Source organism: Kribbella sp. NPDC058693 (genome assembly GCF_042715335.1).
In the GTDB taxonomy this organism is placed as follows: domain Bacteria; phylum Actinomycetota; class Actinomycetes; order Propionibacteriales; family Kribbellaceae; genus Kribbella; species Kribbella jiaozuonensis.
Genome location: NZ_JBHXSQ010000004.1, coordinates 994,878 through 1,011,383, shown reverse-complemented (window position 1 = coordinate 1,011,383; position 16,506 = coordinate 994,878). Strand labels below are relative to the sequence as shown.

The following is a 16,506-nucleotide window of genomic DNA, read 5'->3' as shown; positions in this document are numbered from 1 at the left end:
TTGGAGGGACATCATGGATACCTACATTAAGGCCAGTTCGGCGGAGTCGAACCAGGTAACGGCATCGAGCCGGTTCGGGCGTTCCGGGCCGATCGCCGGTCTCGCGTTCGTCGTACTGATGGTCGTCGGCAGCATGCTGATCGGCGATGTGCCGCTTCCGGATGCACCGGCGCAGGAGATCACCGCCTACCTCGCCGACGCCGGTCGTCACACCACCAACCTGATCGGCGCCTACCTCTGGGTCCTCGGCGCGCTTGCGTTCCTGGGGTTCCTGGTCCGATTGCGCAACGAACTGCGAAGAGCTGAAGGCGGACAGGGCACCGTTTCGAACATCGCGTTCGGCGCCGGTGTGGCCTTCAGCGCAGTCTGGATGGGCGCTGCCGCGGCGTACGCCGCCATTCCGTACGCCATCGCATTGCGTGGTGCGTCCGTGACCGATGTCGACCTGGTCCGCGTGCTGCCTCCGTTGGGTCGATTGGCCCTGCTGCTCGGCGGTGGATTCTCCGGGATCCTCGTCATTCTGGCCGCCGCCGTGGTGATCTTCCGCACCGCCGTGTTCCCGAAATGGCTTGCCTGGCTGGGGATCGTGGCCTCGATCGCCCTGCTCTTCGACGTGGTCTACGTCAACATCACGCCGTTCTGGGCCTGGGTCGGCGTCGCGTCGATCGTGATGCTCGTACGGCGCGGATCCTCCATCACCAACCACAACATCAAGGAGTTGTCATGAGCACCACCCAGTTCACCGTTCCGTCCCCGCCCGAAGGTCAGGACCTCGCGACCGTCCCGATGAGGTTCGAAGCCACCCCGCTCCCGGTCACCGACTTCGACCGCGCCAAGGCCTTCTACCAACGCCTCGGCTGGCGTCTCGACATCGACATCACAGTCGCCGGGAGCCGCCGCATCCAGTTCACTCCACCCGGCTCACCGGCGTCGATCCAGTTCGCCCCAGCCGGCGCGGACCGGCTGCAGCGCCTACTACTGGTCGTCACGGACATCGAGGCAGCACGTGCGGAGCTGGTCGATCGCGGTAACGAGATCGGCGAGATCTGGCACGCACGCCCGGGACAGGCGCCCGAGCCCGGCCGAGATCCCGAGGGCCGCTCGTACGTGAGCCACGCAGCGTTCTCGGACCCGGACGGCAACCAGTGGGTCCTGCAGGAAGTCACCGAACGCATCCCGGGGAGGGTCTGACCATGGACGTCACAGCTATGACCCATCTCTTGCAGGAGACCGCCCTGCACCACGGCCGCTTCGAGGCAGTCGCCCCGCAGCACGACTGGTGGGACTGGTACGCGGCGTACATGGTGGCACGCGAGGGCGGCAGCACCCCCGACGAGTCCTCCGCCGCCGCCGGCCGCTACATGGCCGACGCCAAGCACATCGTCGTACCAGCCACTCCCTGACCGGATACCAGCCGAGCCGGAGACCTACCGTCTCCGGCTCGACTGCGTTTTAGCGGTGGCTGTTTTTGACTGTGCTGGTTAGTTTGTCGTGGTCGGGGCCGTAGGCGGCGCAGACTACGAGGCGGTCGTCGTCTTCCCAGAGGGATCTGGTGGGGGTCCAGTAGGAGAGGTCCAGCTCGGAGTCGTCGGGGGATTTGCCGACGTAGCTGGTGAAGGTCGGGGTGCAGGCGCGGTCGGCGGCTTTGTCGACGCCGTTGTCGCCGGGGTACGGGCCCTCGGGGAGGGTGACGTCGGCGATGACCTCGCCGTCGTGGGCGAGCGTGCACGGTTGGCGGACGACCTCGTCCTCTTGGGTGCCGTCGTTGAAGCATTCGCCGACGGCGAGATCGTCGACGCTGGTTGTCGGACCGGCGGAGTACGACGAGACCGGTTCGGGTGAGTTGTAGCCTTCGTTGACCGACGAGCCGAACGCGATCACGAGCCCGATCAGGAGCACGTACCCGATCGTCACGAGCGAGCCGATCACCAGCCCGGCGATCGCCATGCCCTTGCCGGCCTGCTGGCGACGGTTGATCTGGACCAGCGCGGCGATGCCGAGCCCGATCGCGACCGGCGCGGAGATGCCGATGAAGATCCCGCCGATCCCGGTCGCCAGCGCCGCGGCCGCGAGCCCGTTGGTCCCGCCCGACCCCGAGTAGCCGTACCCATACCCGTACGGCGCCGGTGCCTGCCCGTACTGCGGCGGATACTGCCCAGGACCGTATCCCTGCCCGTACGACGGCGGCTGCTGTCCATAGGACGGCTGCCCATAACCCTGTTGCCCCTGCGGCGCCTGCCCGTAAGCCGATTGCCCGTACTGCGGTTGTCCGGGAGCAGGCTGCGGTTGCCCAGGAGCCGCCCAAGGCGACGAACCCGTCTGCTGCGGATGCGCCTGCTCCGGCCGCCCGTACGTCGGAAACGCCCGCGTCGACCCCGCCACCGGGAACCCCTGGCCCGGATCCTGCGCCGGAAAGACTCGCGTCGGATCCTGCGTCGGGAACACCTGGGTCGGGTCCTGAGTAGGGAACGACTGGGTGGCGTCCTGGGGCTCGTCGTGTGGCCGGTCCTGTGGACGTTCTGGATCGTACGGTGGCTGAGTCACGCTATCCCCACTGCTCCCCCGCGGGCATTACCGCTGTGATCCGCGCATCGTACCCGTCAGCTTGGTCCCCGGCATCCCGACCAGACACAGGACGTTGCCGTCAGCAACGTCACGATTTTCCAGTACGACGTAGTACATGTCCAGCTCGGACCGCTCGTACGGCTTCCCCACGAACTCGACGAACGCCCCCGCGCACTGCTGCGTCGCCACCGTCCCGGTCTGCGCCACGGACAGCCCCACCAGCCCCGCGCGCACCTTCGCGTACGCCTCCCCGGTGTGCGGCGCGGCGCAGTCCGCGATCGTCACCAGCTTCAGCGCGTCGGCGTCCAGGTCCGCGTCGAAGCAGCGGCCGACGGCGACCTGCGAGATCGACACCGTCCGGCCGATCCCGGCCCGGTGCTCACCGACCAGATTGAGCGTCACCGCGACCGCCGTCGCGATCACCCAGCACAACGACACCAGCAACGCGCCGTACGCGAGCCGTTTCCCGCGGCCACCGGTCCGTTTGATCCGGCGCAACGCGATCGCGGCCAGCACGACGGCGATCGGCACGAGCCCGGGCAGGCTGGTCGCGAGCGCCGCGACGGCGTACCCGTCCTGCTTCTGCTGGGCCGGAGTCGGGACGCCCTCGAGCCATGACTCAGCCGACGGCAACGGCTGCCGCACAGGCTGGATCTCGGAGGGCGGCTGGTTCATCGGTGTCCGTTCGCGCAGAAATGTGCCGAGCGGTCTGCTTCACCCGGACACCCAGTCATCGGACCCGCCGGTCTCGGTGTTACACCATCCGCCCAGTTATCGGACGTGGACCCCGGAACGTGACTAACGCCTCAGCGCAGTACCCGGCGCGGAATCGTGAACCCGTCGTTGCGTCCCTCGAACAACGAGACCGTCATCGCCTCGAGCGCGACGAGCGGCGCGACGTTCGCCTCGATCGCCTCGCGGCACATCCCGATCGCGTCGATCCGCCGTACGGTCTGCTCCGGAGTCGTCCGCCCCGCGAGCTGCTCGATGTTGCGATGCAGCTCCGCGTTGATCAGCTCGCTGCCCGACCGCGTCTGCACCACGAGCACGTCCCGGTACAGCGCCATCAGATCCACGAGTGAGCGGTCGAGTACGTCGCGTTCCCAGCGTTTGGCGCGTGCCTTCTGCTGGTCCTCGAGCTCCTTCACCGCGGCGTTCGCCTCGCGCGGTTTGGCGCCCTTCGTGCCGACCCCGAGCGCCTGCTCGAGCGCGGCCCGCTCCTTCTCGTCAACCTTCTCGGCGCTCGCCTTGGCCTCCACCTTGGCCGCGTCGACCAGCTGCTGCGCGGCCTTCAGGCACGCCCCGAGGTCACGCAACGCGAACGGGACCTCGAGCACCTTGTTCCGCCGCTCGCGGACATCTTCGTCCCGAGCCAAGGCCCGCGCCCGGCCGATATGCCCCTGGGCCGCCCGCGCCGCGAACCAGGCCAGATCCTGATCCACGTCGAGCTTCCGACTGAGCATCTCCGCGACCGCGGCGACCGGCGGCGTACGCAGCACGAGCAGGCGGCAGCGCGAACGAATCGTCGGTACGACGTCCTCGACCGTCGGCGCACACAGCACCCAAACGGTCCGCGGCGCCGGCTCCTCGATGCTCTTCAGCAACGCGTCCGCGGCCTGCTCGGTCAGGCGGTCCGCATCCTCGACCACCATCACCTGCCACCGCCCCTGCGTCGGGCTCATCGCGGCGCGACGGACCAGTTCACGGACCTCGCTGACCCGGATCGACAGCAGCTCGGTGCGGATCAACGACACGTCGGGGTGCGCCCCGCTGAGTGTCGTACGGCAGTCGTTGCACTCGCCGCAGCCCTGGTCCGCGCACTGCAACGCGGCCGCGAATGCTCGGCCCGCGTTCGACCGGCCCGATCCCGGCGGACCGGTGATCAGCCAGGCGTGCGTCATCCCGGCGACCGCGGCGCCCCTCTCGCCACGCAGTACGGCGGCGGCGCCGGCGACGGCCTTCTGCAGTACGGCGACTGCCGGCTCCTGTCCGACCAGGTCGTCCCAGACACTCATAGGCCCACCTTCGGGAGGATCGGCTGGAGACGCGCGCGGATCTGCTTGGCGATGTCCTCGCGGTCCTGGGACGCGTCGATGACCAGGTAGTACTGCGGTTCCGCTGCGGCCAGCTCGAGGAACGCGTGCCGCACCCGCTCGTGGAACTCGTCGGACTGCGCCTCGATCCGGTCCCGCTCCTCGAACCGGCCGAGGCCGCGCTTCGGCGGCAGATCAAGCAGGATCGTGAGGTTCGGCCGGAGGTCGTCGGTCGCCCAGCGGTTCACCCGCTCGACATCGGACACGTCGAGATCGCGCCCGGAGCCCTGGTACGCAAGCGCGGAGTCGACGTACCGGTCGGTGATCACGACCGCGCCGGCCTTGAGCGCGGGCTTGATCACGGAGTCGACGTGCTCAGCCTTGTCGGCGGCGTACAGCAGCGCCTCGGTCCGGTGCGAGATGTCGCCGGTCGCCGGGTCGAGGACGATCTGCCGCAAGGTCTTGCCGAGCTCAGTCGCGCCGGGCTCTCGAGTCAGCAGGACTTGTTGCCCTTGCTCCTCAAGCCATTTGACCAGCAGCGCGGACTGCGTCGACTTGCCGGCCCCGTCGCCGCCCTCGATCGCGATGAACAGGCCGGTCGTCGGGTAGTCACCACGGGTCTTGCCGAAACTCTTCCGTACGTCGCGCCAGAACGGGACACCCGGACGGTCGTCCATCTGCCGCCAGGCAAGCAGGCCGATCACGCCGGCCAGGATCGCGGCCGCGAGCATCGTCATCGAAGCACCGTTGTACGTCGCCGAGTGCCCGCGGATCGTCCACGTGTGCCGCCCGATCGCACCAGCAGCGAACGGCGCGATCGCCAACGTCACCGCAAGCACCGTGCGTACGGCGGACTGCACGAACGCGAACGTCCGCCCGCGAACGGCATCCGGCACTTCGAGACCCAGCAACGTGTACCCCGAAACCCACGAGCCGCCCGCACAGAACCCGAGCAGGATCGCGATCATCGTCGCGATCTCGATCTGCTGGATCAACGCCAGCCCGGCCAGGCAGATGCCCGATCCGACCAGCCCGGCCGCGAACAACCGGCGCCGGGACAGCCCCGAGAAGATACGCGGCGCGAACCCCATGCCCAACGCGAGACCGCCGAACACAGCCCCGAACAGCACGCCGTACCCAGGATCGCCCGCGCCGAGATCCTCGACGTACGTGCGCCCCAGTCCGACCACGACCGCACCGGCCGCGAACGCACCCGAGATCCCGACGACGAGGCCGCGGACCACCGGCGTACCGGTGACGTAGGACCACCCCTCGACCATGGTCCGCCAGAGCGTCGGATGGTCCTCGTGATCGTGGACCGCGCGGCCGATCTCGGCGACCGACACGATCGCGAGTGCGGAGATGGCGAACGTCGCGGCGTTCACGTACACAGCTAGATCGATGGAGAAGTCGCCGGCCCAGCGCGTGACCAGCGTGATCGCGGTGAAGATCGCGGCCGCCGGAAGAGCCGTGCCGTACGTCGTGATCAGGCTGATCTGGTTGGCCGCCTCGAGCCGGTGCCGTGGAATCAGGTTCGGCACCGAGGCGTCCTTGGCCGGACCCCAGATCAGGCTGACGATCTCGATCAGCACGGTCGCGACCAGCAGCCAGGTCAGCGTGCCGACGATCGGGATCGTGACGAAGAACGCGGCCCGGATCAGGTCGCCGAGGATCATCGTCCAGCGCCGGTCGAGCCGGTCCGCGATCCAGCCGGCCACCGGACCCATCACCAGCGCGGGCAGGACGCGCAGGAACAGCACGCCGCCGATCGCGAAGTTCGCTGCCTGGTAGTTGTCGCCGGCGAACGACTTCGCCATCGCGGTCAGCGCCAGCAACCCGATCCAGTCGCCGAGACTCGACAGCCCGAACGCGATCCACAGCCGCCGGAACGCGCGGATCCGCAACACCGCGCGCACATCATGCGCCGGTGCAGGATCGGTCAGCGGGTCGTAAGCCTCCGGCACGCCTAAAGACTAGTGGGCGGCATGGACAGCCTCACGCAGCGCATCCAGCGCCGCCTTGAGCTCACCCGCCGACGGATACCCGAACCCGAGCCGGAACACCCGCGCCTCGTCCCCGAACCAGTCCCCGTCCGCCAGCCGCACCCCGCGGTCCGCAGCCGCCGGCCGGAACCGCTCCAGATCCACACCCGGCTTGAGCCGCACCACGCACAACGCGCCCGCATCCGGCCGGACCCACTCGACAACGTCGCTGTTGTCCCGCACCCATTCCTCGGTGATCTGCAGATTCTCCGCCAGCCAACGCCGTCGTACGCCGAGAATCTCGTCCTCCTGCTCGAACACCCGCACAGCCAGCGCCTCGGTGACAGGCGACGCCGAAACAACCGTGCTGAACTTCGCCGTGGTCAGCCGCTCCACCAGCCCGGCATCCGTCGAGATCACCCACCCGATCCGCAGCCCCGCAGCCCCATGACACTTCGACAACGACGCAACCGACACCACCTTGGAGCCAAGCGACACGGCCGTCGGCGCGACCGGATCATCGCCATACGCCGCGACCCGATACGTCTCGTCGACCATCAGATACGCGTCCGGGCAGACCGCATCCATCGCAATCACGATCTCCTGCAGGGTTTCCAGCGATACGGCAACGCCTGACGGGTTCTGCGGAGTCGTCAGACTGACCAGCTTCGTGTCCGCCGTCAGCTGCGCCCGTACGGCGTCCGCGGTCACGCGATAGCCGTCGTCAAAGGACAAAGGAATCACGCGCACATCGGCGCCGAGCGACTCATAGATGTTGCGCGTCATCGGGAACAACGGCGCCGTCGTCACGACCTGCTCACCGCGATCCACCAGCAAGTAGGAGAGCAGGAAGATCCCATGCATCCCGCCGACGGTGACGACAACCTGATCCGGTTGTACGCCGTGCCGGTCGGCGATCGCGCTCCGCAGCCGGGGATCGCCGGCCGCCTTGCCGTAGCCGAGCTCGAGCTCCGCCAGGTCCGGCGTCAGCACGTCGGCCAGCCGGAGGTCCGGCCCGTAACTCTCGCCCAGTTCGTGCTGGGCCTGCTCGGCGGTCAGGGACATGATCTCGTTGCGCGGGAAGGTGGCCATAACGCCATGGTTCTGGGCTTCCACTGGCGACCCCAGAGCCAATCCGGCAGAATTGGTTCGCAGATGAGACCAATCGAGGTTGTCGACCGGTTGGGCCGCTGGTCATCGGGCCGCGGCCCGCTGTACTTGCTGCTCGCGGCCCGCCTCCGCCACCTGATCGACGACGGCGAACTGCCACCGGGTGCGGTCCTGCCGCCGGACCGCGCGCTCGCCGGTGCGCTGGCTGTCGGCCGTACGACAGTGGTCGCCGCGTACGACCTGCTGCGAGCCGAGGGGCGGATCACTCGACGGCAGGGCAGCGGCACGCGCGTGGCCGGCGTACCGACTGCAGGTGTTGTCGAGGACGCTCCGGTCGACCCGATCTTCCTGGACTCGCTGGAGGCGCGGGACGACGAAGTACTGCTGGCCATTTGTGCCGCGCCCGGCGATCCGCCGCCGCAGCTGGCCGAGGCGTTTGTGGAGATCGCGCCGGAGCTCAGTCGGATCAGCAACGACATCGGCTACTACCCGTACGGTCACCCGGCGCTGCGGAAGGCGCTGGCGGCGCGGTACATGGCGCGCGGCGTACGGACGTCCTTCGAGCAGATCCTGGTCACGAACGGCGGTCAGCAAGGCCTGTCGTTGCTGGCGCACGCTCTGGTGTCGCCCGGCGACCAGGTGCTTGTCGAGGCGCCGACGTACCCGGGCGCCTTGGAGGTGTTTCGTGAGGAGGGCGCAGTACTGCGTGGTCTGCCGGTTGGGCTGGACGGGTTCGAGGCGGCGGTGCGGGAGCGGCGTCCGGCGGTTGCGTACGTGATCCCGACGTACCAGAACCCGACGGGCTCCGTGCTGTCTGCGTTGACCCGCCAGCGGTTGGCCGGCGCCGGCGTCCCGTTGATCGAGGACGAGGTGCCGGCGGACCTCGGGTTTCCTGGTGAGGAGCTGCCGACGCCGATGGCGGCGTACTCCGACTCGGTCATCTCGATCGGCTCACTCAGCAAGAGCATCTGGGGCGGCCTCCGCATCGGCTGGATCCGCGCGTCCACACCCCTCATCAACCGATTGGCCCGGCTGCGCGCCGTACGCGACCTGGGCGGCAACGTCCCGACTCAGCTGGCCGCCGTACGCCTACTACCGCTCCTGGACGGACCTGACCTTCACCACACCCTCAAGTCCCGCCACGACCACCTGCACAAGCTCCTGACGCACGCCTTCCCCACCTGGGACATCCCAACAGTCACCGGCGGCCAATGCCTGTGGGTCGGCCTCCCGTACGGCGACGGCACCTCCTTCGCCCAAACCGCCCTCCGCCACGGCCTAGCCATCCTCCCCGGCGCCGGCCTAGACGTCACCGGCGCCAGCGACACCCACCTCCGCCTCCACTTCCGAGCCCCCGAAACAGCCCTCACCGAAGCAGTCCACCGCCTGACCAAGGCCTGGTCCGCCTACCACCCACCAGCCACCCGCATCCCCCCACGCCCGACCATCGCGATCTGACTAGCAGGTGTAGAACACAACGTTCTACACTGAAGTCATGGACAGCATCCCCGTGCGTGAGCTCAACCAGCACACCAGCGCCGTGCTGGCGCGGGTTGCCAACGGCGAGTCCCTCGAGATCACTGTCAGCGGCCGCCCGGCGGCTCGGCTGGTCCCGATCGGCGACAACAGCAGCATCCGCGCCGGGCTGATTCGCCGCGGCCGATTGATCCCGGCCAGCGACCCAGGCCCGCTTGTCCTCCCCCCGGGGGAGCCGGATCTGTCAGTCGACTCAACAGAGGTCATCTCGGATCTTCGCGAGGAGCGTCTGTGATCTTCCTCGACTCGGCAGCGATCGTGAAAATGATCCGCCGGGAGGCTGAGAGCGCAGCACTCGAGTCCTGGCTCGCGAACCAGGAGGACAAGGAACTCGTCGCATCATCGTTGGTGCTCACCGAGGTTCCTCGTGCACTGCGGCGATCCGATCCCGCCCGGCTTGCAGCCGTGCCGACGGTCTTGGCCAGGCTCGACCGAGTTCCGGTCGACGACACCGTCCTCGCAACTGCGGCGGCATACGCCGACCCGATGCTCCGAACCCTCGATGCGATCGACCTGGCGACAGCCCAGTCACTGGTCCTCGAAGGCATCGAGCTCACGGCGCTGGTCACCTACGACAAGCGTCTTCTGACCGCGGCCGCCGAGATCGGCCTGCCGACGGCCGCGCCCGGAGCCAGCTGAAGTGCGTTCTCCGCCGCGCCGTTGCCGGCGCGGCGGAGGACAGGTCAGGCTGTGGTGAAGCGGAGGGTCAGGGTGGCTGGGGCGGTTTTCAGCTTGTCTCGGTCGGGGAGGGCTGGGCCGCAGGCGGCTGTGCCTACGCCGGTTTGGGCGATGTCGAGGGTGACGTGGGTGGTGTCGCCGGGGATCAGGTCAGGGGTGTGGCTGGCCTTTTCGAGGTCGTGGGTGGTCCAGTCGCGGACGGTCAGGCCGAAGAGTTCATTGAGCGCTTCGATGCGTAGGCCGTCCAGCTGAGCCCAGCGGGTGTCGATGCGGTGGCCGTTCTCCTGGGGGCGGACGTACGGCGTTTGCAGCTCGGCGACTGTCGCGGAGTACTTGCCGACCGCGGCAGCCGCGCGGGTGTCGACGTACGCCTCGTCGGGGCCGGTGCCGAACCACTCGACCCGCTCCACCTTCGGCAACTCGAACGTGATGCCGAGCCGCGGCAGCACCTCCGGGAACAAACCTTCCGGTACGACGCTGAGCTCGAGCACCACGCCGTTGTCGACAGCCGTCCACCGCCACGTACTGCGCAAACCCCACTGCAGCGCGGGCGGCGCCGTCCGGGTGACAACCTCCCAAGCACCGTCACGCTCGCCCTGCGAAACAACCCGGTGCTGCACCCGGTGCAACCCCTGCTCCCGCCAGGCAGCAGCAACCCCAGGAATCGCGTCGTTGTCGATCGGCGCCCGCCAAACATCCAGCCGAACATCGCGGAGACCACCCACGGCGATCCCCCCGACCCCAGCAACCCCGTCGGCAACCGGCACGCCAACTGCTTGCGCGGAAGCGCCGTCCTCCGGGGGAGCTGGCCGGAGGGCCGGCTCGTCCAGCCGGATCTGGCCCCAGGCGATGCGGTGCCCCGCGTCCGCCCAGGAGGTTGCTTCCTTCAGCTCGGCCGTCACCGTCAGCCAGCTCTCCGAGCGCTCACGCTGCTTCTCGACGCCCGGCGGCAGCTCGACCGACACCGTCTCGCCCGGCGCGATCACCGGCACCGGCAGCCCGCCGCCGGCGACCAGCTCACCCTCCTCCTCGACCTTCAGGGTGAACTGGAGGTGGCTCGTGTCCAGTACCTCGTACCGGTTCGTGATCGCCACCCGGTTGCCATCAGCAACGATCCGCAGCGGCTCGATCACCTTGATGTACTCGTGCATACCCGGCGACGGCGTACGGTCCGGGAACAGCAGCCCGTCGCAGACGAAGTTCCCGTCGTGGATCGTCTCGCCGAAGTCCCCGCCGTACGCGTAGACCTCGCGTCCGTCGATCGTCGTCCGCAGACCGTGGTCGATGAACTCCCAGATGAAGCCGCCCTGGCAGCGCGGGTACTTCTCGAACACCTCGCGGTAGTCGAGCAACCCACCCGGCCCGTTCCCCATCGCATGCCCGTACTCACAAAGAATGAAAGGCAAGTTCCGATACAGCGAGGTGTCCGCCCCGATCTCCGCACACCCCTCCGGTGAGGTGTACATCCGCGAGTAGATGTCGACGAACTCCGCCTCGGTGTCGCGCTCGTAGTGGACCGGCCGCGACGGGTCGAGCTCCTTCACCGCGTCGTACATGTCCTTCAGGTTCGAGCCCATCCCGCACTCGTTGCCGAGCGACCAGATCACGATCGAGGGGTGGTTCTTGTCGCGATGGACCGTACGCCGCATCCGGTCGACCAGATCGTCCCGGAACCGCGGATCCATCACCGGGTTCGGCAGCTTCGGCGGCTGCGGCTCGTACCCGAACCCGTGCGACTCAAGATCGCACTCGTCGATCACATAGAGCCCGTACTCGTCGCACAGCGACAGGAAGTGCGGGTGCGGCGGGTAGTGGCTGGTGCGAACCGCGTTGATCCCGGCGCGCTTCATGATCAGGACGTCGTCCAGCATGTCCTGCTCGGTCAGCGTGCGACCCCGGTCCGGGTGGAACTCGTGCCGGTTGACGCCGTTGAACAGCACGCGATTGCCGTTGACCGTGAAGATCCCGTCGACGATCGCAACGGTCCGGAACCCGATCCGCAGCCGCACGTCGCCGCCCGCCGTCCGCAGTACGGCGTCATACAACCGCGGCACCTCGGCGCTCCACGGCTGCACGCCCTCGATCCGGGTGTGCTCACCGGTCGGCAGCTCCAACTGCAACTCAGGCACACTCACGATGCCCGGCACATCCGACTCGACCAGCAGCGTGCCGGCGCCGTCGATGTGGTCCCAGGCAGCCTTGACGAAGACGTCGGTCGGCGCGTCCGGACGAAGCGCCAGCAGGTTGACCTCGCGGAAGATCCCGGACAGCCACCACATGTCCTGGTCCTCGACATAGCTGCCGACCGACCACTGGTGCACCCGGACCGCGATCTGCACGTCCTTGCCCGGAGCAACCAACTCGGTGATGTCGAACTCCGACGGCAGCCGCGACCCCGACGACCAGCCGACCGCCGAGCCGTTCACGTACACCGCGAACCGCGAGTCCACGCCCTCGAACCGCAGCACGATCCGCGCGCCGTCCCAGTCGGCCGGCACCGTCACGGTCCGGACGTAGTCGCCGGTCGGGTTGTCGGTCGGCACGTACGGCGGCTCGAGCGGGAACGGGTAGACCACGTTCGTGTACGCCGGCGCGCCGTACCCGCTCAACTGCCAGTGGCCGGGGACCGCGATCGTGTCCCAGCCGGACGTGTCCGGGTCCTTCAGATCGTCCGGCGCATCCGCCACCGTCGGCGACAGGCGGAAGCTCCAGTCCCCGCTGAGCGGCAACCGCCCGGAGTCGTCATCCAGCCACGCCCGCGGCGCCAGCACGTTCAAACCCGACGCAAAGTCCTCGACATAGTCCGTCACAGGAGTCGACCCTAAGCCAACTCTGTTCACGAATCCACACCGATGAACAGATATGGACAGAGGCTCTCAGCCCTGGCAGTTCTTGCACACCCCGACGAGGGCCACCTGCTCGGGCGCGAGATGGAAGCCGAGCTCGCGGGACAGCTTCTTGCGGGCCGATTCGAGGACGTCGCCGGGAGCGTCGTACACCGTGCCGCACTCCGAGCAGCGCAGGTGCAGGTGGCGCGGGGCCAGGTCGCCGGCCAGGTGGTACGTCGTCCCCGCGCGCCCGAGGTGGACGTGCGTGACGAGCCCGAACTCCCCGAGCGCGTCGAGCGCCCGGTACACGGTCGCGCGGTGGATCCCCGGGCGTAGCTGCTCGGCCCGCTCGCCGATCTGCTCCGCGCTCAGGTGCTCCTCGGTCCCGGCCAGCACCTCGACGACCGCGAGCCGGGCCGGCGTCACGCGCTCGCCCCGCTCCCGCAACCGCTGCGCGCTGACCTCGACTGGACTCGTCATCCGCGCTCCTTGAAATCCGGGGTTCCCAACGCAAACCAATGTACTTTCCCAGTACTACGTCTCACACCTGGGGAACTGCGATGAGTGACCGGTCGAATGCCGTCGCCCGCCGGGGCGCCGCCGAACTGCGCGGCGTCGCGCAGAACGTGCAGTACCGCTCCGAGGGCCGCTCCGAGAACGGCTCCATCCAAGTGCTGACTTTCCGGCTCACCCAGCAAGACTCCGTCGGGAATCCGCAGCAGCCCGTTCTCGTCGAGCTGCGTGCGACGGCTCTGGAGGGCCAGGTCGTCGACGGCGAGGAGGTGACCGTCACCGGGAAATGGCGCAGCGGACGCATCGTCGCCAAGGAGATCGTCAGCCAGGCCACCGGTGCCGCGGTTCGCGCCCGGCGGCCACCAGTGTGGGTGGCCGTGCCGGTCGCGATCATCTTCGCCGCGTTCTTCGCGTTCGTGCTCTACTTCATCATCCACGGCCTCAGCAGCTTCGGCGGCTGAGGCCCGTCAGAAGCCCGTCAGCTCTTCTTGGCTGCGGTCTTCTTCGTGGCCGTCTTCTTCGCCGTGGTTTTCTTGGCGGCGGCCTTCTTGGTCGTCGTCTTCTTCGCGGTCGTCTTCTTGGCCGTGGACTTCTTCGCGGTCTTCTTCACCGGGCCGCGCGCACGCTTGTCGGCCAGCAACTCGGCCGCGCGCAGCAGCGAGATCGTCTCGACCGCGTCGTCCTTGCGGAGCGTCGCGTTCGTCTCCCCGTCGGTGACGTACGGGCCGAAGCGACCCTCCTTCACCACCACCGGCTTGCCGGACTCCGGGTCCTCGCCGAGCTCCTTCAGCGGCGGCGCAGCAGCCCGCCGCCCGCGCTGCTTCGGCTCGGAGTAGATCTTCAGCGCCTCGTCAAGCGTGATGTCGAACATCTGCTCCTCGGTCGCCAGCGACCGCGAGTCCGTGCCCTTCTTCAGGTACGGCCCGTAGCGCCCGTTCTGCGCCGTGATCTCGTCGCCCGACTCCGGGTCCTTGCCGACCACCCGCGGCAGCGACAGCAGCTTCATCGCGTCGTCGAGCCCGACGTTCTCGAGCGTCATCGACTTCAGCAGCGACCCGGTCCGCGGCTTGGCGCCCTTCGGCGCGTCCTCCGGCAGTACTTCGGTCACGTACGGCCCGAACCGGCCCGCCTTCGCGACGACGCGGAGCCCGGTGTCCGGCGCAGTACCGAGGTCGAGCTCGACACCCGATGGCTGCGCCAGCAGCTCCTGCGCCTTATCGACGGTCAACTCGTCCGGCGGCAGATCCTCCGGCACGTTCGCGCGCCGCTCGTCCTTGTCCTCGACGTACGGCCCGTACCGCCCGACGCGGACGACGATGCCGCTGTCGTCCCCGCCGACCGGGAAGGTCGACATCTCCCGGGCGTCGATGTCGCCCAGGTCGTTCACCATCGAGTGCAGACCCTCGAGGTCGGTGTCACCGAAGTAGAACCGCTCCAGCACACCCTCGCGCTGCAGGTCGCCGGACGCGACCTCGTCGAGCACGTCCTCCATCGTCGCGGTGAACGCGTAGTCCACCAGCCGGGTGAAGTGCTCCTCGAGCAGCCGGACCACCGCGAACGCCAGCCAGGCCGGAACCAGCGCCTGACCCTTCTTGTAGATGTATCCGCGGGCCTGGATCGTGCCGATGATCGAGGCGTACGTCGATGGCCGCCCGATCTCGCGCTCCTCCAGCCCGCCGACCAGTGTCGCTTCGGTGTAGCGCGCCGGCGGCTTGGTGTCGTGCCCCGAGGCGAGCACCTCGATCGCGGGCAGGACGTCGCCCTCCTCGACGTTCGGCAGCCGGGTCTCCTGGTCGTCCGTCCCCGCGGACGGGTCGTCCTGGCCCTCGACGTACGCCTTGAGGAATCCGTGGAACGTGATCACCCGGCCGGACGAGGTGAACTCGCACTTCTCACCGGTGGACGCGGTCGCGTCGATCCGGATCGAGACGCTGTTCCCGACGGCGTCCTTCATCTGGGACGCGATCGTCCGCATCCAGATCAGCTCGTAGAGCCGGAACTCCGCACCGCTCAGCCCGGTCTGCGCCGGCGTCTGGAAGTGCTCACCGGCCGGCCGGATCGCCTCGTGTGCCTCCTGGGCGTTCTTCACCTTGGAGGTGTAGACGCGCGGCTTGTCCGGCAGGTACGACGCGCCGTACAGCTCGCGGACCTGGGCCCGGGCCGCGGTGATCGCGGTCTCCGACAGCGTGACGCTGTCGGTACGCATATAGGTGATGTTGCCGTTCTCGTAGAGCCGCTGGGCGACCTGCATCGTCTGCGACGCGGACATGCCGAGCTTGCGACCGGCCTCCTGCTGCAGCGTGGTCGTCCGGAACGGCGCGTACGGCTTGCGGGTGTACGGCTTGGACTCGATCGACCGGACGGCGAACTGCGAGTCGCGCAGCGCACCGGCCAGCGCGGTCGCGGTCTCCTCGTTCAGATGGACGGTGTTGGCGCCCTTGAGCTCACCGGTCGAGCTGAAGTCGCGGCCCTGCGCCACCCGCTTGCTGTCCACCGAGACCAGGCGGGAAGGGAACTGCCGCGGCGTCCGGCTCTCACCGGCGTCGAGGGTCGCGTCGAGATCCCAGTACGACGCGCTGCGGAACGCGATCCGCTCGCGCTCACGGTCGACCACCATCCGGATCGCGACCGACTGGACCCGGCCCGCCGACAGCTTCGGCATGACCTTCTTCCACAGCACCGGGGAGACCTCGTACCCGTACAACCGGTCGAGGATCCGGCGCGCCTCCTGGGCGTCGACCAGGGCCTCGTCGATGTCGCGGGCGTTGCCGACCGCGTCCTGGATCGCCTTCGGCGTGATCTCGTGGAAGACCATCCGCTTGACCGGGACCTTCGGCTTCAGCTCCTCGAGCAGGTGCCAGGCGATCGCCTCGCCCTCGCGGTCCTCATCTGTCGCCAGGAAGAGCTCGTCGGCACCCTTGAGCAGGTCCTTCAGCTTGCGGATCTGCGCCCGCTTGTCGGCCGGTACGACGTACAGCGGGTCGAAGTGGTCCTCGACGTTGACACCGAGGCGTGCCCAGGGCAGGCCCTTGTACTTCGCCGGGATCTCGTCCGCCCCGCTCGGCAGGTCGCGGATGTGGCCGAAGCTGGACTCCACCACGTACCCGGACCCCAGGAAGCCGGCGATCATCCGCGCCTTCTTCGGCGACTCGACGATCACCAAACGGGTCCCTGCCGTTGTCTTCGTCCCTGCTGCTGCCCCTGCCACTGCGCTCCCTACTCTCGTCCTGCGACCCAACGCCCCTGTCTCGGTGTCTGTTC

General features: G+C 68.4%; 15 protein-coding genes. 7 read left to right on the top strand and 8 right to left on the bottom strand.

The annotated features are described in order from the left end of the window. Positions 1-13: 13 nt before the first annotated feature. The 3 genes from ACFWUU_RS31175 to ACFWUU_RS31165 are packed head-to-tail and all read left to right on the top strand — an operon-like array spanning position 14 to position 1,403. Entirely contained in the window at positions 14-727 is a 714-nt protein-coding gene (locus ACFWUU_RS31175; protein WP_380180807.1) for a hypothetical protein, read from the top strand. Next, positions 724-1,191 (top strand): VOC family protein, encoded by a 468-nt coding sequence (locus ACFWUU_RS31170; RefSeq protein WP_380180805.1) that lies wholly within the window; start codon positions 724-726, stop codon positions 1,189-1,191. The genes ACFWUU_RS31175 and ACFWUU_RS31170 overlap by 4 nt, the downstream gene beginning before the upstream one ends. A gap of 2 nt (positions 1,192-1,193) precedes the next feature. Beyond that, entirely contained in the window at positions 1,194-1,403 is a 210-nt protein-coding gene (locus ACFWUU_RS31165) for a hypothetical protein (RefSeq protein WP_380180803.1), read from the top strand. A gap of 49 nt (positions 1,404-1,452) precedes the next feature. Here the strand turns inward: ACFWUU_RS31165 and ACFWUU_RS31160 are convergent, their stop codons facing one another. The 5 genes from ACFWUU_RS31160 to ACFWUU_RS31140 all read right to left on the bottom strand — a co-directional run bounded on the left by ACFWUU_RS31160 (position 1,453) and on the right by ACFWUU_RS31140 (position 7,672). Next, positions 1,453-2,445, bottom strand: coding sequence for a DUF4190 domain-containing protein (locus ACFWUU_RS31160; protein WP_380180801.1), 993 nt, complete (start codon positions 2,443-2,445; stop codon positions 1,453-1,455). Between the two features lie 126 nt (positions 2,446-2,571). Further along, positions 2,572-3,240 carry a DUF4190 domain-containing protein gene (locus tag ACFWUU_RS31155; protein ID WP_137252210.1) on the bottom strand — a complete coding sequence of 223 codons (669 nt, stop codon included), beginning with the start codon at positions 3,238-3,240 and terminating at the stop codon, positions 2,572-2,574. 131 nt (positions 3,241-3,371) lie between these two features. Then, a complete protein-coding gene (locus tag ACFWUU_RS31150) occupies positions 3,372-4,580 on the bottom strand; it encodes a DNA polymerase III subunit delta' (RefSeq protein WP_380180799.1) in 1,209 nt (402 codons plus the stop codon). After that, a complete protein-coding gene (gene tmk, locus ACFWUU_RS31145) occupies positions 4,577-6,562 on the bottom strand; it encodes a dTMP kinase (protein ID WP_137252208.1) in 1,986 nt (661 codons plus the stop codon). The genes ACFWUU_RS31150 and tmk overlap by 4 nt, the downstream gene beginning before the upstream one ends. Positions 6,563-6,571: 9 nt before the next feature. Continuing rightward, on the bottom strand, positions 6,572-7,672 hold the full coding sequence (locus ACFWUU_RS31140) for a pyridoxal phosphate-dependent aminotransferase (RefSeq protein WP_380180797.1): 1,101 nt from the start codon (positions 7,670-7,672) through the stop codon (positions 6,572-6,574). A 63-nt stretch (positions 7,673-7,735) separates the two neighbouring features. On the opposite strand from ACFWUU_RS31140, the gene ACFWUU_RS31135 reads away from it, so the two are divergent. Genes ACFWUU_RS31135 through ACFWUU_RS31125 form a run of 3 tightly spaced genes read left to right on the top strand, consistent with a single transcriptional unit; the run spans position 7,736 to position 9,865 of the window. After that, complete coding sequence (locus tag ACFWUU_RS31135; RefSeq protein WP_380180795.1) at positions 7,736-9,148, top strand: PLP-dependent aminotransferase family protein; 1,413 nt, start codon at positions 7,736-7,738, stop codon at positions 9,146-9,148. A 37-nt stretch (positions 9,149-9,185) separates the two neighbouring features. Beyond that, a complete protein-coding gene (locus ACFWUU_RS31130) occupies positions 9,186-9,461 on the top strand; it encodes a type II toxin-antitoxin system Phd/YefM family antitoxin (RefSeq protein WP_380180793.1) in 276 nt (91 codons plus the stop codon). Next, on the top strand, positions 9,458-9,865 hold the full coding sequence (locus ACFWUU_RS31125) for a type II toxin-antitoxin system VapC family toxin (RefSeq protein ID WP_380180791.1): 408 nt from the start codon (positions 9,458-9,460) through the stop codon (positions 9,863-9,865). The genes ACFWUU_RS31130 and ACFWUU_RS31125 overlap by 4 nt, the downstream gene beginning before the upstream one ends. Before the next feature lie 44 nt (positions 9,866-9,909). Here the strand turns inward: ACFWUU_RS31125 and ACFWUU_RS31120 are convergent, their stop codons facing one another. Both ACFWUU_RS31120 and ACFWUU_RS31115 read right to left on the bottom strand, forming a co-directional pair. Then, the gene (locus ACFWUU_RS31120; RefSeq protein ID WP_380180789.1) at positions 9,910-12,714 is read right to left on the bottom strand and encodes a glycoside hydrolase family 2 TIM barrel-domain containing protein; all 2,805 of its coding nucleotides are present in this window, start codon (positions 12,712-12,714) and stop codon (positions 9,910-9,912) included. 66 nt (positions 12,715-12,780) lie between these two features. Next, complete coding sequence (locus tag ACFWUU_RS31115; RefSeq protein ID WP_137252202.1) at positions 12,781-13,212, bottom strand: Fur family transcriptional regulator; 432 nt, start codon at positions 13,210-13,212, stop codon at positions 12,781-12,783. Between the two features lie 80 nt (positions 13,213-13,292). Here ACFWUU_RS31115 and ACFWUU_RS31110 point away from each other — a divergent pair, with 80 nt between their 5' ends. Next, positions 13,293-13,706, top strand: coding sequence for a hypothetical protein (locus ACFWUU_RS31110; protein ID WP_380180787.1), 414 nt, complete (start codon positions 13,293-13,295; stop codon positions 13,704-13,706). A 17-nt stretch (positions 13,707-13,723) separates the two neighbouring features. On the opposite strand, the gene topA is transcribed toward ACFWUU_RS31110, so the two are convergent. Further along, the gene (gene topA, locus ACFWUU_RS31105) at positions 13,724-16,405 is read right to left on the bottom strand and encodes a type I DNA topoisomerase (protein WP_380180785.1); all 2,682 of its coding nucleotides are present in this window, start codon (positions 16,403-16,405) and stop codon (positions 13,724-13,726) included. Between the last annotated feature and the right edge of the window lie 101 nt (positions 16,406-16,506).

Excerpts from the sequence above, each read along its gene's own strand:
- ACFWUU_RS31155 (WP_137252210.1), bottom strand. The coding sequence starts at position 3,240 with ATGAACCAGCCGCCCTCCGAGATCCAGCCTGTGCGGCAGCCGTTGCCG.
- ACFWUU_RS31170 (WP_380180805.1), top strand. The coding sequence starts at position 724 with ATGAGCACCACCCAGTTCACCGTTCCGTCCCCGCCCGAAGGTCAGGAC.
- ACFWUU_RS31115 (WP_137252202.1), bottom strand. The coding sequence starts at position 13,212 with ATGACGAGTCCAGTCGAGGTCAGCGCGCAGCGGTTGCGGGAGCGGGGC.
- ACFWUU_RS31110 (WP_380180787.1), top strand. The coding sequence starts at position 13,293 with ATGAGTGACCGGTCGAATGCCGTCGCCCGCCGGGGCGCCGCCGAACTG.
- ACFWUU_RS31165 (WP_380180803.1), top strand. The coding sequence starts at position 1,194 with ATGGACGTCACAGCTATGACCCATCTCTTGCAGGAGACCGCCCTGCAC.
- ACFWUU_RS31150 (WP_380180799.1), bottom strand. The coding sequence starts at position 4,580 with ATGAGTGTCTGGGACGACCTGGTCGGACAGGAGCCGGCAGTCGCCGTA.
- ACFWUU_RS31130 (WP_380180793.1), top strand. The coding sequence starts at position 9,186 with ATGGACAGCATCCCCGTGCGTGAGCTCAACCAGCACACCAGCGCCGTG.
- ACFWUU_RS31135 (WP_380180795.1), top strand. The coding sequence starts at position 7,736 with ATGAGACCAATCGAGGTTGTCGACCGGTTGGGCCGCTGGTCATCGGGC.
- ACFWUU_RS31175 (WP_380180807.1), top strand. The coding sequence starts at position 14 with ATGGATACCTACATTAAGGCCAGTTCGGCGGAGTCGAACCAGGTAACG.
- ACFWUU_RS31140 (WP_380180797.1), bottom strand. The coding sequence starts at position 7,672 with ATGGCCACCTTCCCGCGCAACGAGATCATGTCCCTGACCGCCGAGCAG.